Raw genomic sequence first — 13,003 nt, forward strand, 5'->3', positions numbered from 1 at the left:
CTCACCCCTTCACCGCGCCCACGATCAGGCCGCGCTCGATGTAGCGCTCGAGGATGATGGCCATGACCACCACCGGCAGGATCATGATCAGGATGACCACCGACATGTACCACCACTCGGTGCCGCGGGTGCCGCTCATGGCCGAGACCAAAAGGGGCATGGTCTGGGCGTTGGCCTTGGAGAGGAACAGGGCCACGAGGTACTCGTTCCAGGCGAAGACCAGCACCAACAAGAAGGTGGCCACCAGGCCGGGGGCCGCCAGGGGCAGCACGATGGAGAAGAAGATGCGGTACCTCGAGGCCCCGTCGATCTGGGCCGACTCCTCGACGTCCTGGGGGACGCCCATGAAGTAGTCCCGCATCAGCCAGACCGCGATGGGCAGGTTCACCGCGGTGTAGCTCGCGATGAGGGCCGTGCGGGTATCCAGTAGCCCCAGTTGCTGAAAGAGCAGGTAGATGGGGATGACCACCACCACCGGCGGCAGGATGCGGTTAGAGATCATCCAGAAGGCCACGTCCTGGTTTCCCAAGCTTCGCTTGAAGCGCCGTCCCAGCGTCTGTAGAACCAAAAAGAACAGCGCCAGCGCCACAGCCACCGCCACCCCCACGGGCGTGCCCAGAACCGAGAGCACCACCCCCAGCACCAAGCAGCCGATGAAGGCCACGATGGCCCCGACCCTGGGGCGGTACTCGAAGCGGGTGAGGCCGTAGGCGGCGAAGGCCCCCAGGAAAAGGGTGATGGCCGCGCTCGCCAGGGCCACGCTGGCCGTGTTGAGGTAGGCCCGCTTCACGTCCGGGCCCAGCACGCCGAAGACGTACTGCCAGGCGTGCGGGCTGGGCTTGAAGTCCACGAAGGGCAAATAGAAGGGCCCGTTGAACACGTCTATGGGCAGCTTCAGGGAGGTCACCGCCACCCAGTACAGCGGGAAGAGCACGACGATGGCGGCGATCACCAGCACGGCGTAGGTGAACGCGACCTGGAGCGGCGAAGGTTTCAGGGGGTTTCTCATCTCATCCCTCCCCCCTCGCCCGCGGCAGGAGCGCACGGGCGTAGACCGTGCTGAACACCGAGACCAGGACCAGCAGGGTGAAGCCCAGTGCCGCCGCCGTGCCCACGTCCAGCGTCCGCCAGGCGAAGTAGGCGTGCAGGGTGATGGACTCGGTGGCCGTGCCCGGGCCGCCGTTGGTGAGGATGTTGGGCAGGTCCACGATCTTGAAGCCCTCGATCATGCGGATCAGGACCAAGGTGGCGCTGGCCGGCAGCAGGTAGGGGAAGATCACGTAACGGAAGGTCTGCCACCTCGTCGCCCCGTCCACCGCGGCGGCTTCGATCTGCTCCTGGGGAATGCTCTGCAGTGCGGCCAGCAGCACGATGAAGGCGAAGGGGGTCCACTGCCAGGTATCGCCGATGAGCACCGCGAAGCGGGCCCCCCAGGGGTCGTTGACCCAGGAGAAGCCCTCGAGGCCCAGCGCCGCCCACAGGGGCTGCAAAGGCCCCTTGCTGGTGTCGGTGAGCATGCGGAACATGTAGGCGATCCCCACCGGGGTGATGGCCAAAGGTAGCATGAACACCACCCGGAAGAAGCGCGTTCCCGGCAGGCGCTCAGCGCACAGCAAAGCCAGCCACAGCCCCAGCCCGTACTGCAAGGCCGTGCCCGCGAAGACGTAGAAAAGCGTCGTCTGCAAGGTCCCCAGCAGGCTGCCGGGAACCAGCCGAGAGAGCACCAGCCAGGCGAAGGCCAGCACCAAAGCCCCGCCCAAAAGGGACCAGGCGAGCCCCCCTCGCCCCTGCCGGTAGCGCCTGTAAAGCCCCCAGGCCAGCAGCAGGGCCAGGAAAAAGAGCGTCACCCATACCCACAGGGCTTCGCCCCCTCTACCCAAAAAATGCGCTTGCTCGCTGCCTAAAAGCAGTTTGCGGTAGTTGGCCAGACCCACGAAGTCGAGTTCGGTCTGCCCGCCGCTGAAGCGAATGCGGATCAAGGAGGTGTACAGCGAGCCCAGCAAGGGGAAGATGGCAAAGCCCAGGATCACCACCACCGCAGGCAGCAGGAAGACCAGACCGGCGCGGTGCTCGAGCCAACCGTAAAGCCGCTGCAAGGGCCTGGACTGCCCTGGTCCCGTTCGCTCAGATGGTACTTGCCTCGAGTCGTCCTTGGGTGCTCGCATCTTCACCTACCTCGCCTTCAGGGGGCAGCCACCGACCGCCGGCGCGCAGCCGCCCCCTGGACGCCGTGCTCCGGGCTAGCGTTCGATGCTCAGGCTGGCGCGGTAGGCTTGCTTCTGCCGCTCCCGGCCTTCGGCGTTGGTGATCTCCTCCCAACCGCTATTGATCTGGTCCATGGCCTGCTGGGCATTGATCTGTCCGGCCAGGAACTCGGAAAGGGCTTTGTCCAGCACCACCTGCTGGTACTGCTGGTTCTTGGGGATGCGCAGGTCCAGGATCATGTTGGGGCTGTTCAAGCTGGCCTCGATAGCCCCCAGATAGACCCGGGCCCCGGCCTCGCTGAAGCCGGCATCGGTCCAGAGCTTGAGGTTCTTGAAGTGGGAGGTGCGGTAGGGGTTGAAGCCGGTGATGCCGATGGTCACGTCCTTGCCCGAGACGGCGGGGCTACTCATGTAGGAGAACAGGGCGTAAGCCGCGTCCTTGGCCTGGGGCCTGGCCTTGATGTTGATGCCGCCCGACCAGCCGCCGAAGGCCGCGTAGGGCGCGTGGTTGATGCCCCCTGTCGCGTGGGGGCAGAGGCTGGCGGTGCAGCTCACCAGCCGGCCACTGGCCCGGTCCAGGACCCGCCGGCTCCCCGGCAGGATCACCGCGCCCACCTTGTCCTTGACCTTGGAGGTCTGCGGGTCGATGGCCAGGGTGCCGATGTCCCCCCAGTCCACAGAAAGGGCGCAGCGGCCACTGGTGAACAGGCCGCGGGTGTCGCCCACGTCCAGATTGAGCTCGTCGGGCGGGCCGTACTGGGTGGTCTCCTTGTAGACCCTGAGGGCTTCGGCGAAAGCCTCGTTGCGCACCAGGGGGCGCATGGTGTCCGTGTCGAAGAAAGCACCCTGCTGCGTGCCCCTCGATTGCACGAAACCTCCAAGGATGGACGTGAACATCCAGTAGGACTGGGCGTTGCGCTTCTTGGCGATGCAACTGCCATAGTCGGCCCTGCCGTCGCCGTTCCAGTCCTTGCCGTGGGCGGCTTTGGCGATGGCCAGGTAGTCGTCCCAGGTCTGGGGGGGGCGCAGGTTGAGCTGCTGCAACACGTCGGTGCGGTAGTAGACCATCTGGAAGTCGCCGTCGAGGGGAATGGTGTAGATCTTGCCGCCGTAGCTGGCGCTGAAGTTGCGGAAGAACTCGCCGATGTCGCTCCACTGGATGTCCCGGTCGGCGCGGATACGGGCGGTGAGGTCCTCCATGATCCCCGCGGGCACGAAGTCGGCCATCCACTGCGGGGCGAAGATCCAGGCGTCAAAGCTGTTGGTGCCGGTGGTGGCATCGGTCAGGATCTGCTGGTAGAGGTCGGCGAAGGGGACCACCACCACGTTGACCCTGGCCCCGGTCATCTGCTCGAACTCCCTGCCGCGCCGCCGCAGGGGCTCGGCGATCTGCGGGCCGGTGAAGGTGAGCACGTTGATCTGCACCCCGTCGAAGCGCCGGCCCTGGCCCTGCACCAATCCGGCCAGCAGCATTGCGGTAAGAGCCGCCACTCCCGCGAGAAGGGCGAATATCCGCTTGAATTTCATGGGTTCAAGCCTCCTTCGGATCTCAGGTGAGAAACCACGGGTTACGAGCCTAACCATCAGGGTTTTGCTGGATCTTTCGCATCACCTCCTCTCGTCATTTGGATCTGCCCCGTGCAGAGCAGGGAATCCGTCTCATCGCGCCCGGCTGTGTCCGGATATAGCCGGGGCATCTGGTCTGCTTGGCTGGGCTTCCCGGCAGGACTCCCGCACGATCAGCCGGGTCGGCAGTCGCACGACCCGCGACTTTTGCCGCGCCCCCCGCCTTTCCATGGACTCCACGATGATCTTCGCGGCGGTGTGCCCGAGCTCGTAGGCTTGCTGAGCCACCACCGTGAGGGGGGGGTTCACCAGGGCGGCCCACTGGGTTTCGTCGAAGCACACCACCGACAGCTCGAGCGGGATCTCGAGGCCCGCCTCCCGCACCGCCCGCAGCACCCCGCTCATCATCTGGGCGTTCTGCACGAAAAGGGCCGAGGGCAGGCCGGGGCGGGCGAACAGCTCGCGGGCAGCCCGATAGCCCCCCTCGGGGGTGTTGGGGCAGCTGAGCACCCAGCGGGGGTCCAGGGATACCCCCTGGCGCTCCAGGCTCCCCTGGAAGCCCGCTAGGCGTTCTTTCCCGCTGGTGATGCTGGTGTCGCCGGCGATCACGGCGAAAGAGCGGTGCCCCAGACTCAGAAGGTATTCAGCGGCGCTCGCGGCTCCCCCCAGGTTGTCCGAGAGCACCGAGGTGACCCCTCTAGCCCCGCTGATGCGGTCGACCTCCACCACACGAGTACCGCTTCTGACCAGGGCCTCGATGCGCTGGCGCTGGGCGGTGCCCCGGGTGGGCTCGATGATGATGCCGCCGACCTGGAAGCCCCTGAGCACCTCCAGGTAGCGCATCTCTTCCCTCGGATCCTCGCCGGAGTTGCACAGGATGGTGGCGAAGCCGTGCTCGCTGGCCAGATCCTCCACCCCCTTGGCCACCTCGGCGTGGAAGGGTACCAGGATATCGGAGATGATCAGGCCGATGGTGCGCGAGCCCTGCTTGCGCAGGCTGCGGGCTAGCTGGTTGGGAGCGTACCCCAGCGCTTCGGCGGCCTCGAGGATTCGCCTGCGGGTCTCGGGGGTCACCATCTCGGGCCGCGTCAGCGCGCGGGACACCGTGGAAGCCGAGACCCCGGCGCGTGCGGCCACGTCCTCCTGCCGCACCATTCCCGGCTGGGTCCCCCGCTTCATGGGCTACACTCCACTCCCCGCGACCGCCGATTCCAAGCGGCTGCAAACGTCTGCTGCAATCGATTGCAGCCGTTATACACCTCTCCCTCACTCGCTGTCAAGCCCCAGAGCGAGTAAAGAGGCTCAGCCCGGCAGGCCGTGGGAGCGGGCCTTCGAACGCAGGAAGGCCAGCCCTTCGCGTACCAGGTATGCCGGGTTTTCGACTACCGGGCGCCACATGCAAGTGGCGCGGGCAATGTCCGGGTTGAGGGCTACGAACGATTCCATCACCAGGTCGCCCCAGTAGCCGATAGCGCCCAGGCCGCTGAACACCTCGTCCCAGTACACGTTGCCGCTGCCGGGGGTCCCCCGGTCGCTCTCGGAGAGGTGGCTACAGGCCAGGGGGCGGCGATCTGCTCGAGCCAGCCCAGGCCATGTCCTAAGACGGCGATTTGCTCCGCTGTCGAACGCTATACCCATGCTAATGGGGGTATATTTATTTGGTTACCGATAAATAAGAGAAATAAAATTCCTACCCTCATCAGTTTGATTGCGAAAATTTCGTTTAGTAGGGACATTTTACCCAGGACATACATCCTGGGGGTATAAAAGCAGAATAAGACTCGAGAAAGAGAGGAGCGGCTTTATGGCAGACAAATTCGCCCTGATCGTCGAGAGCGGCACCACCGATAAGCTGATGGCGGCTTCGATCCTCACCGCGGGAGCGGCGGCCATGGGCAAGGACGTGACGGTGTTCCTCACTTTCGGGGGGCTGTTGGCCTTCAAGAAGGGCTACGAGCAAGCCCCGATGGTGATGCCCAACGAGTTCAAGGGCATGGAGGACGTGCTGGCCCAGAGCATGAAGGCCAAGAACATCCCCCACTGGATGAAGAACTTCCAGGACGCCAAGGAGGTGGGCAACGTCCATATCTACGCCTGCAGCGCCACCCTGGACATGTTCGACCTCAAGAAGGACGACCTCGAGCCCATTGTCGAGGACGTGGTGGGCGTGGCCTACTTCATCAAGGAAGCCGAGGGCGCGCAGACGCTGTTCATCTGAAGGAGGAAACCATGCTCAGTCCCGTTACCATCGCCAAGGAAATCGACGCCCGTGGGAGTTTCTGCCCCGGTCCCCTGATGGAGCTCATCCGCACCGTGCGCTCTGCCGCGGTGGGCGACGTGATCGCGGTGCTCTCGAGCGACCCCGGCTCCGTCAAGGACATCCCGGCCTGGGTCGCCAAGGCCAACCACGAGCTGGTGGCCCTCGAGGACGTCGGAGGCGATGCCAAGCGCTTTATCGTCCGCAAGACCCATTAGCGAGGCAAGCCGTAGCGGGCTCAGGGAGACCCTGGGCCCCGCTGCCGAGGAGGAGCCATGAAACAGATTCTGGTGCTAGGCGGGGGCACGGGCGGAACCCTGGTCGCCAACCTGCTGTCCAAGAAGCTCAAGGGCGAAGCCGAGATCACGCTCGTCAGCGCCTCGCCCCGCCACCTCTACCAGCCGGGCTGGCTGTACGTGCCCTTCGGCTGGCAGGACCCTAGGACGCTGTCGAGAAGCCTCAGGAGCCTGCTGCGCCGGAGGATTCGCCTCGAGATAGCCCGCGTCACCGCGCTGGACCCGACCCATAACACCGTCGAGCTCGAGGATGGCCGCAAGCTGGGCTACGACTATCTGGTGGTGGCGACGGGCTCCCGGGTGACCCCCGAGGATGTGCCAGGCTTGGCTGAGGGCGCTCATCACTTCTACACCGAGGAGGCCGCCTGGCGGCTGCACAGCGCCCTCGAGGAGTTCACCGGCGGCAGGATCGTGGTGGGGGTGGGCGGTCTGCCCCACAAGTGCCCGGTGGCCCCCCTCGAGTTCACCTTCTTGCTCGAGGAGTACCTCTCCCGCCGCGGTATCCGCGACAAAACCGAGATCACCTACACCTACCCCATCGACCGCGTGTTCACCATCCAGAGCGTGGCCGACCTCGCCGCGCCCCTGCTGGCTGAGCGCGGGGTCAGGGTGGAGACCTTCTTCAACCTCGAGTCCGTGGACCCCCAAAAGAAGATCGCCTACAGCCTCGAGGGCACCGAACTACCCTACGACCTGCTGGTGATGATCCCACCGCACCGGGGCGCGAAGTTCCTCGAGAACTCCCTCATCGCCGACGCACAAGGCTGGGTCAAGACCGACCGCAGCACCCTCCAGGTGCCCGGCTTCCCCAACGTCTACGCCCTGGGCGACACCACCGACCTGCCCATCTCCAAGGCTGGCTCCACCGCTCACTTCGAGGCCCCCGTGATCGCCGAGCGCATCGCCGCCGCCATCCAGGGTCGCGAGGTAGACCCCCGCCACGCGGCCTACCACGGCAAGGTGACGTGCTTCCTCGAGTCCGGCTACGAAAAAGCCAGCATCCTGGCCTTCGACTACGACACCCCGCCCAACCCCCCAGCCCCGAGCTGGCTCTACCACTACGAGAAGATGGCCTTCAACAAGGCGTACTGGTACTTGGTGCCTACGGGGGTGATTTAGGCGGGTAACGTCCCCGCGTGCGCGGGGAACACTGCCGGGCCGCACCGCCGAGCCCGCGCCACAGGGTTCATCCCCGCGTGCGTGGGGAACACGATGCCCCGCTCCTTCAGGGCATCGCTCACATCGGTTCATCCCCGCGTGCGTGGGGAACACCGGGGGCGGCTACGGGTGACCGAGCGAACGACCGGTTCATCCCCGCGTGCGTGGGGAACACGCAGCCCCTGTGGGGGGAGGGGAAGGTGGCTCCGGTTCATCCCCGCGTGCGTGGGGAACACTGCAGAACGAGTTAGACCGAATGCGGCTGCCGCGGTTCATCCCCGCGTGCGTGGGGAACACTTGGAGAATTCTGGAGCAGGGGTCTGTGGCTACGGTTCATCCCCGCGTGCGTGGGGAACACCAGCGCTTTGGAGTATCCGGGAGCGCAGCTTGCGGTTCATCCCCGCGTGCGTGGGGAACACGTTGCCCCCCCCAGGGAAGAGCTTGGCGGTGACGGTTCATCCCCGCGTGCGTGGGGAACACTACGGGGCGCATTTCGTGGAGGAACAGATGACCGGTTCATCCCCGCGTGCGTGGGGAACACGCGAAGGGCTCCGCCAGAGCGGCCATGACTTCCGGTTCATCCCCGCGTGCGTGGGGAACACGCGGTGGCGGTGCGGGCGTGCTCGATCCAGCGCGGTTCATCCCCGCGTGCGTGGGGAACACGTTCCCGCGATCTCTATTAGATTCGGAACGCTCGGTTCATCCCCGCGTGCGTGGGGAACACGCTTTCAATCTGCTGATGGACCTGCTCGAGGCCGGTTCATCCCCGCGTGCGTGGGGAACACGGTTAAGGCGACCGCCCGCGTCCTGGGCGCCCGGTTCATCCCCGCGTGCGTGGGGAACACCCCGACAAGCCCGTCTACCACGCGGGTTGGGGCGGTTCATCCCCGCGTGCGTGGGGAACACGGGGGGCTCCCCCGCCCCGGCACCGCCCAGGCGGTTCATCCCCGCGTGCGTGGGGAACACGGGGGGGGCTAGAAGAGGAGCTTTGGCTAAGCCGGTTCATCCCCGCGTGCGTGGGGAACACTGGGGAATAGCCCCTGAGGACCTTCGCCCTTCCGGTTCATCCCCGCGTGCGTGGGGAACACGTTTACTCTGAGGGTTATGGTCCTGGTCTCCCGGTTCATCCCCGCGTGCGTGGGGAACACACTTGATTCTAGCGAGAAAAATTGCCCCTTGACCCCCTTGATGTGTCTCGAGCCGATTTTCAAGTATCGCCAACCCTTTGGGTTGATGGATCCATCCTAGCATCGGGGCGGGCGCTCAGAGTCACAAGGTCGGGCATTCCCGGTGGGACAGGTGAGTTTGAATCGCGGCACTCAAGGTTGTTTTTTGAAGCGGGGAACCCAGCGGGGGACGGTGCGGCAGTAATCCTCGTAGGCTTGGCCAAAGCGCCGCCGCAGGGTGGGTTCTTCGTAGAGGATCACGAAGAGGTGGCAGGTCAGCAGGACCAGCAGGGTGTACAGCAGCAGGCTTCCGGAGCCGAAAAGCAGGGTTTCGCCCATCAGCACCAGCCCGATCCCCATGTACATGGGGTTGCGCACCCAGCGATAAAGCCCCTGTACCACCAGCGTTTTGGGCGGGTCGATGGGGGCCGGGGTGCCCTGCCCCCTGGCTGCAAAGTTCCAGACACACCACAGATAGACCGCCGCGCCCAGGGCGATGGGAAGCAGCCCCAGCCACTGCAGGAGGAGGGCGGGCCGGGGGTAGCTCCAGCCCAGCAGCCACAGGGGAACCCACAGGACGACCGTGACGGGGGCTACCAGGGTGAAGAGCAGGGCCTTGAGCCAGACCATAGCACCCTCAGCCGGAGGCGGCGCTGGACTGGTGGTTCTGCTCGAGCGCATAGAAGGCGATCACGGCGGCGAGGGCGGTGATCTCGAGCGGTGCGGTGCTGCTGAGGCGCACGTCTTTGCCGTCGAAGCGCCCGCCGATACGCCCGCTGAGGCGGTTGGGCACGGTGGTTTTGAGGCTCACGTCGTGCCCAAGCTTCGGGCCGCCCAGCCGCCCGGTGAAGTGGGTGCGGCTGAGCTCGAGCCGCAGGTCCTTGCCGAGGATAGCCCCGCCCAGGCGCAGCTTCAGAGCTTGGGGCCTCAAGGTGCCCTGCACGTCGAAGCCGGCGTGCTTGCCCCCGACCCGCCCGCTCACCTGGCCGTTGCTGAGGTTGAGGTGAACGTCCTTGCCCTGGTGCGCTCCGCCGACGCGGCCCGTGAGGTGGGTGCCGTCCCAGGTCAGGTTGACGTCGTAGCCGGTCCTGGGGCCGCCGACCCTCCCGCTGATGCGCTGCTTGAACATCTCAGTTCAGTCCTCCTCCGTGGGGGCTTCGGGCTGGGCTTTCGCCTTGAGCCTTCCCGCCCTGCGCACCGACTCCCGCAGCACGAACTCGATCTGGGCGTTGACGCTGCGAAACTCGTCGTTGGCCCAGCGCTCGAGCGCCTCGTAGAGCTCGGGGTCGATGCGCAAGAGGAATTTCTTCTTCTCGGCCATAGAAGGCGATCCGTAGCCCGCGGCGGTTTACCGTGGAATGTGGTCCTTGGGCCGCCAGCGCTCAGTACAGGCTGCCCGTGTTGATGATGGGCGAGGCCTCCGACTCGGAGACCAGGGCCACGAGCAGGTTGTTGACCATGGCGGCCTTGCGCTCCTCGTCGAGGTCCACCACGCCCTCGCTCTTGAGCTGCTCGAGGGCCTGCTTGACCATGCCCACCGCGCCCTCGACGATCTTCTGCCGTGCGGCGATCACCGCCTGGGCCTGCTGGCGGCGCAGCATGGCTTGGGCGATCTCGGGGGCGTAGGCCAGGTGGGAGATGCGGGCCTCGAGCACGTCGATGCCGGCGATCTCGAGGCGCTTGTGCAACTCCTTGCGCAACTCGTCGCCCACCTCGTCGGGGTTGCCGCGCAGCGACTCGGTGCCGTCGTGGGTGTCGTAGGGGTAGCGGCTGGCGAGGGCGCGGATGGCGGTCTCGGACTGGATGGCCACGAACTCCTGGTAGTCCTCCACGTCGAAGGTGGCGCGGGCGCTGTCGGTGACGCGCCAGACGATCACCGCCGCGATCTCGATGGGGTTGCCCGTCGCGTCGTTGACCTTCAGCCGCTCGGAGTTGAAGTTGTTGACCTTCAGGCTCAGCTTTTGCTTCTTGGCGAAGGGGTTGACCCAGTACCAGCCGTCGCGGGTGATGCTGCCGGTGTACTTACCCAGGAAGGTGAGGACCCGGGCTTCGTTGGGTTGTACCACCAAAAAGCCCCCCATCAGGATGAAGCCCAGCACAATTGAACCTACCCCGTACAGCAGCGTGGGCAGCATGGCCTGTTCGTTGACGCGGCTGCGGGTGACCTCGAGGACGAAGTCGCGAAGCTGCAACCCACCCCAGGCCAGCAGCCCCAGCACCAAGATTAGACCCAGAATCCCCGGCAGCGCCAGGGCCCTTTTCTCGCGGGTGATGTTCATATAGCCTCCTATGAGCGGTGGCGGGTGTGTCTAAAGCGAAGCCTGCAGGAAGCGTACCACGGCCTCCAACAGGCCCTCGGCCAGCGGCAGCTTGGGGTCGCTGTAGGCGGCGAGGTTGGCCTGGGGGTCGGTGGGGGCACGTTTGAGCACGTGGTTCATGCCCTCGATGATCACCTTCTGGGCCTTGGGGTTCCCCTTTGCCAGGGCCTCGGCCTCGGCAGGGCTCACCTGGAGGTCGGTGGTGCCCTGCACGATGAGCACCGGAACGCTCAGCTTGCCGATTTCTCGGGCGGGGTCGTAGCGGAAGAGCGAGATCAGATAGGGCTGCACACTCGCGCGGAAGAGCTGCGCCGTGAGCTGCGGGGGGAGCTGGATGCTGGCCTCGGGCACGGTGCGCCCGGCCTCGAGCTCCTTCACCACCCGCTCGGCCTCCTGGTACATGGCGGGGGGGAGCTGCGGCTTGAGCTGCTCGAGCAGGATCTGCCCCAGCGGGCGGCCCGGCCCGGCCAGCGAGACGAAGGCGTCGGCCCCGGCCCGCTGGGCGGCGAGCATCCCGATGAGCGAGCCCTCGCTGTGCCCGATCACCGCCCGCTTGCCGAATCGCCCGTCGCGGCGCAGCCACTCGAGCCAGGCTGCCGCGTCCTCGACGAAGCTCTCCAGGCGCACGTCCTCCTCGCGGGCCAGCGCGCCCGCGCTCTTGGCGATGCCCCGCTTGTCCACCCGCAGGCTGGCGATGCCCTGCGCGGCGAGCCCTTCGGCCAGCAGCTTCAGGCTGTCGTTCTTCCCGGGGAGCAGCGGGCTGTTGCCGTCGCGGTCGGTGGGACCGGAGCCAGGGTGGATGAGGGCGACGGGGTAGGGCGGGTTGGTGGCGGGCAGCTCGAGGGTGGCGTAGAGCTTGCCGGTGGGGGTCTCGAGCACCACCTCCTGGGCGGCGGCTAAGCCCTTGCCCAGCAGCCCTGTGGCTGCGGCGATGAAACCTACGATGATGGGAATACGTGCCATGATGCCTCCTGTTAGTAAAATGATATCACTTTGAAAGCAAAGATCAAGGCTGAGCTCAGAGGGTCGAGTGGGTTGTGGGCCTGGCGTGGCGGGTGTAGGCTAATTCCCTATGGAAAAGCTACTGGCTGTTTTGCCCCATACGGAAGACCCCGAACGGGCGCTGAGCCAGTTGCTGCCCAAGCTCGCCAAGACCATCGCCTCGGAGATCCGCCGGAGTGAAGCGGCTTCTACCGAAACCTTTCTGCTGATGCTGATGAGCTTTCGGGAAGAGAGCACCGAAGCACCCAAGGCGGATTCTCCCGACCCCTGCGTTTACCTCGGGTAGCGGCGGCTCCGGCTTGCCGGGCCCCTCCAGCCGCGGGGGGCTCAGGGGCTCACGTCGCTCGAGGGTTCGACGACCTCGGCGACGGCCAGCCCGGCGTAGATCTGCTCGAGGTTGAGGGTTTCTCCCAAGCAGGCGACCTCGAGTTCACTGTCGTTGACCAACTCGCTCCACACCAAGTTCCAGCGGGTTCGCTGATAAACTTCCACCCGCTTCTCCTCCTGCGAGACCAGCACGTAGGTCTTGAGGGTGGGAATCTTGAAGTAGGCCTCGAGCTTCTCCCGCCGGTCCTTGTCGGCGGTGGTCTCATCGCGTTTCCCACAAACACCCGCCGATCTCGGCGGGTGTTTTACCCCACACGGCCTAGTTGGCCGTGTGGGGTATTCGTGGGAACCGCTCTCCGACAGTACTTCCACGATGAAGCAGGGCTCGTGGATTTCGCTTTCGTGAGCTTCAGTGCCGCAACTGATCACTACGTCGGGGTAGTAGTAGCGGTTGAGCGCTTTGACCCAGGTTCGCATGTTTTCGACCTGGAACTCACAGCCTTTGGCCCTGGCTTTCTGGGCCAGCGCGAGGGTGATGTTCACGACGATGTCGTTGTGGGTACGGCTTTCCCCGGCCATCGCGTACACGAAGCCGTCGAGGTATTCGTAGCGCAGGCCGCTTTGCTTCTCCAGCTCGAGCCACTCCTCTTTGCTCAGCCGGGCGGGACGGGGGGCGCTCACGGGCATGGTCAGTGTGATTATAGGGCGA

General features: G+C 65.5%; 15 protein-coding genes and 1 CRISPR repeat array. Of the genes, 4 read left to right on the top strand and 11 right to left on the bottom strand.

Annotated features, from left to right (window positions below; all coding sequences use genetic code 11):
* Window position 1: 1 nt before the first annotated feature.
* The 5 genes from Mrose_RS06975 to Mrose_RS06995 form a co-directional block, all read right to left on the bottom strand.
* Window positions 2-1,009, bottom strand: a complete 1,008-nt coding sequence (locus Mrose_RS06975) for a carbohydrate ABC transporter permease (protein ID WP_119276818.1) — start codon at window positions 1,007-1,009, stop codon at window positions 2-4.
* A 1-nt stretch (window position 1,010) separates the two neighbouring features.
* On the bottom strand, window positions 1,011-2,165 hold the full coding sequence (locus tag Mrose_RS06980; RefSeq protein WP_245969648.1) for a carbohydrate ABC transporter permease: 1,155 nt from the start codon (window positions 2,163-2,165) through the stop codon (window positions 1,011-1,013).
* A gap of 75 nt (window positions 2,166-2,240) precedes the next feature.
* Window positions 2,241-3,731 carry an ABC transporter substrate-binding protein gene (locus Mrose_RS06985; RefSeq protein WP_119276822.1) on the bottom strand — a complete coding sequence of 497 codons (1,491 nt, stop codon included), beginning with the start codon at window positions 3,729-3,731 and terminating at the stop codon, window positions 2,241-2,243.
* Between the two features lie 132 nt (window positions 3,732-3,863).
* Window positions 3,864-4,949: a LacI family DNA-binding transcriptional regulator gene (locus Mrose_RS06990; RefSeq protein ID WP_119276823.1), complete on the bottom strand. Its 1,086-nt coding sequence runs from the start codon at window positions 4,947-4,949 to the stop codon at window positions 3,864-3,866.
* 123 nt (window positions 4,950-5,072) lie between these two features.
* Window positions 5,073-5,408 carry a hypothetical protein gene (locus Mrose_RS06995; protein WP_182482711.1) on the bottom strand — a complete coding sequence of 112 codons (336 nt, stop codon included), beginning with the start codon at window positions 5,406-5,408 and terminating at the stop codon, window positions 5,073-5,075.
* A gap of 166 nt (window positions 5,409-5,574) precedes the next feature.
* Between Mrose_RS06995 and Mrose_RS07000 the strand changes: the two genes are divergently transcribed.
* From Mrose_RS07000 to Mrose_RS07010, 3 genes are read left to right on the top strand one after another with little or no spacing between them, the layout of a single operon-like run.
* Entirely contained in the window at window positions 5,575-5,988 is a 414-nt protein-coding gene (locus tag Mrose_RS07000; protein ID WP_119276825.1) for a DsrE/DsrF/DrsH-like family protein, read from the top strand.
* A gap of 11 nt (window positions 5,989-5,999) precedes the next feature.
* On the top strand, window positions 6,000-6,245 hold the full coding sequence (locus Mrose_RS07005) for a sulfurtransferase TusA family protein (RefSeq protein ID WP_119276827.1): 246 nt from the start codon (window positions 6,000-6,002) through the stop codon (window positions 6,243-6,245).
* A 57-nt stretch (window positions 6,246-6,302) separates the two neighbouring features.
* Window positions 6,303-7,442, top strand: a complete 1,140-nt coding sequence (locus tag Mrose_RS07010) for an NAD(P)/FAD-dependent oxidoreductase (protein ID WP_119276829.1) — start codon at window positions 6,303-6,305, stop codon at window positions 7,440-7,442.
* 63 nt (window positions 7,443-7,505) lie between these two features.
* Window positions 7,506-8,629: direct repeats of the CRISPR family, unit length 29 nt; unit sequence CGGTTCATCCCCGCGTGCGTGGGGAACAC.
* A gap of 171 nt (window positions 8,630-8,800) precedes the next feature.
* On the opposite strand, the gene Mrose_RS07015 is transcribed toward Mrose_RS07010, so the two are convergent.
* The 5 genes from Mrose_RS07015 to Mrose_RS07035 all read right to left on the bottom strand — a co-directional run bounded on the left by Mrose_RS07015 (window position 8,801) and on the right by Mrose_RS07035 (window position 11,928).
* Window positions 8,801-9,277 carry a methyltransferase family protein gene (locus Mrose_RS07015; RefSeq protein ID WP_220452297.1) on the bottom strand — a complete coding sequence of 159 codons (477 nt, stop codon included), beginning with the start codon at window positions 9,275-9,277 and terminating at the stop codon, window positions 8,801-8,803.
* Between the two features lie 7 nt (window positions 9,278-9,284).
* Entirely contained in the window at window positions 9,285-9,776 is a 492-nt protein-coding gene (locus Mrose_RS07020; protein WP_119276833.1) for a hypothetical protein, read from the bottom strand.
* Window positions 9,777-9,782: 6 nt separating this feature from the next.
* Complete coding sequence (locus tag Mrose_RS07025) at window positions 9,783-9,968, bottom strand: type II toxin-antitoxin system antitoxin (protein WP_119276835.1); 186 nt, start codon at window positions 9,966-9,968, stop codon at window positions 9,783-9,785.
* 61 nt (window positions 9,969-10,029) lie between these two features.
* Complete coding sequence (locus Mrose_RS07030) at window positions 10,030-10,926, bottom strand: SPFH domain-containing protein (RefSeq protein ID WP_119276837.1); 897 nt, start codon at window positions 10,924-10,926, stop codon at window positions 10,030-10,032.
* 30 nt (window positions 10,927-10,956) lie between these two features.
* Entirely contained in the window at window positions 10,957-11,928 is a 972-nt protein-coding gene (locus Mrose_RS07035; RefSeq protein WP_119276839.1) for an alpha/beta hydrolase, read from the bottom strand.
* A 109-nt stretch (window positions 11,929-12,037) separates the two neighbouring features.
* Here Mrose_RS07035 and Mrose_RS07040 point away from each other — a divergent pair, with 109 nt between their 5' ends.
* On the top strand, window positions 12,038-12,253 hold the full coding sequence (locus Mrose_RS07040; protein ID WP_119276841.1) for a hypothetical protein: 216 nt from the start codon (window positions 12,038-12,040) through the stop codon (window positions 12,251-12,253).
* A gap of 41 nt (window positions 12,254-12,294) precedes the next feature.
* Here the strand turns inward: Mrose_RS07040 and Mrose_RS07045 are convergent, their stop codons facing one another.
* Complete coding sequence (locus tag Mrose_RS07045) at window positions 12,295-12,981, bottom strand: Uma2 family endonuclease (protein ID WP_119276843.1); 687 nt, start codon at window positions 12,979-12,981, stop codon at window positions 12,295-12,297.
* Between the last annotated feature and the right edge of the window lie 22 nt (window positions 12,982-13,003).

It is taken from the genome of Calidithermus roseus (assembly GCF_003574095.1).
Classification (GTDB): Bacteria; Deinococcota; Deinococci; order Deinococcales; family Thermaceae; genus Calidithermus; species Calidithermus roseus.

Excerpts from the sequence above, each read along its gene's own strand:
- Mrose_RS06975 (WP_119276818.1), bottom strand. The coding sequence starts at position 1,009 with ATGAGAAACCCCCTGAAACCTTCGCCGCTCCAGGTCGCGTTCACCTAC.
- Mrose_RS06980 (WP_245969648.1), bottom strand. The coding sequence starts at position 2,165 with ATGCGAGCACCCAAGGACGACTCGAGGCAAGTACCATCTGAGCGAACG.
- Mrose_RS06985 (WP_119276822.1), bottom strand. The coding sequence starts at position 3,731 with ATGAAATTCAAGCGGATATTCGCCCTTCTCGCGGGAGTGGCGGCTCTT.
- Mrose_RS06990 (WP_119276823.1), bottom strand. The coding sequence starts at position 4,949 with ATGAAGCGGGGGACCCAGCCGGGAATGGTGCGGCAGGAGGACGTGGCC.
- Mrose_RS06995 (WP_182482711.1), bottom strand. The coding sequence starts at position 5,408 with ATGGGTATAGCGTTCGACAGCGGAGCAAATCGCCGTCTTAGGACATGG.
- Mrose_RS07000 (WP_119276825.1), top strand. The coding sequence starts at position 5,575 with ATGGCAGACAAATTCGCCCTGATCGTCGAGAGCGGCACCACCGATAAG.
- Mrose_RS07005 (WP_119276827.1), top strand. The coding sequence starts at position 6,000 with ATGCTCAGTCCCGTTACCATCGCCAAGGAAATCGACGCCCGTGGGAGT.
- Mrose_RS07010 (WP_119276829.1), top strand. The coding sequence starts at position 6,303 with ATGAAACAGATTCTGGTGCTAGGCGGGGGCACGGGCGGAACCCTGGTC.
- Mrose_RS07015 (WP_220452297.1), bottom strand. The coding sequence starts at position 9,277 with ATGGTCTGGCTCAAGGCCCTGCTCTTCACCCTGGTAGCCCCCGTCACG.
- Mrose_RS07020 (WP_119276833.1), bottom strand. The coding sequence starts at position 9,776 with ATGTTCAAGCAGCGCATCAGCGGGAGGGTCGGCGGCCCCAGGACCGGC.
- Mrose_RS07025 (WP_119276835.1), bottom strand. The coding sequence starts at position 9,968 with ATGGCCGAGAAGAAGAAATTCCTCTTGCGCATCGACCCCGAGCTCTAC.
- Mrose_RS07030 (WP_119276837.1), bottom strand. The coding sequence starts at position 10,926 with ATGAACATCACCCGCGAGAAAAGGGCCCTGGCGCTGCCGGGGATTCTG.
- Mrose_RS07035 (WP_119276839.1), bottom strand. The coding sequence starts at position 11,928 with ATGGCACGTATTCCCATCATCGTAGGTTTCATCGCCGCAGCCACAGGG.
- Mrose_RS07040 (WP_119276841.1), top strand. The coding sequence starts at position 12,038 with ATGGAAAAGCTACTGGCTGTTTTGCCCCATACGGAAGACCCCGAACGG.
- Mrose_RS07045 (WP_119276843.1), bottom strand. The coding sequence starts at position 12,981 with ATGCCCGTGAGCGCCCCCCGTCCCGCCCGGCTGAGCAAAGAGGAGTGG.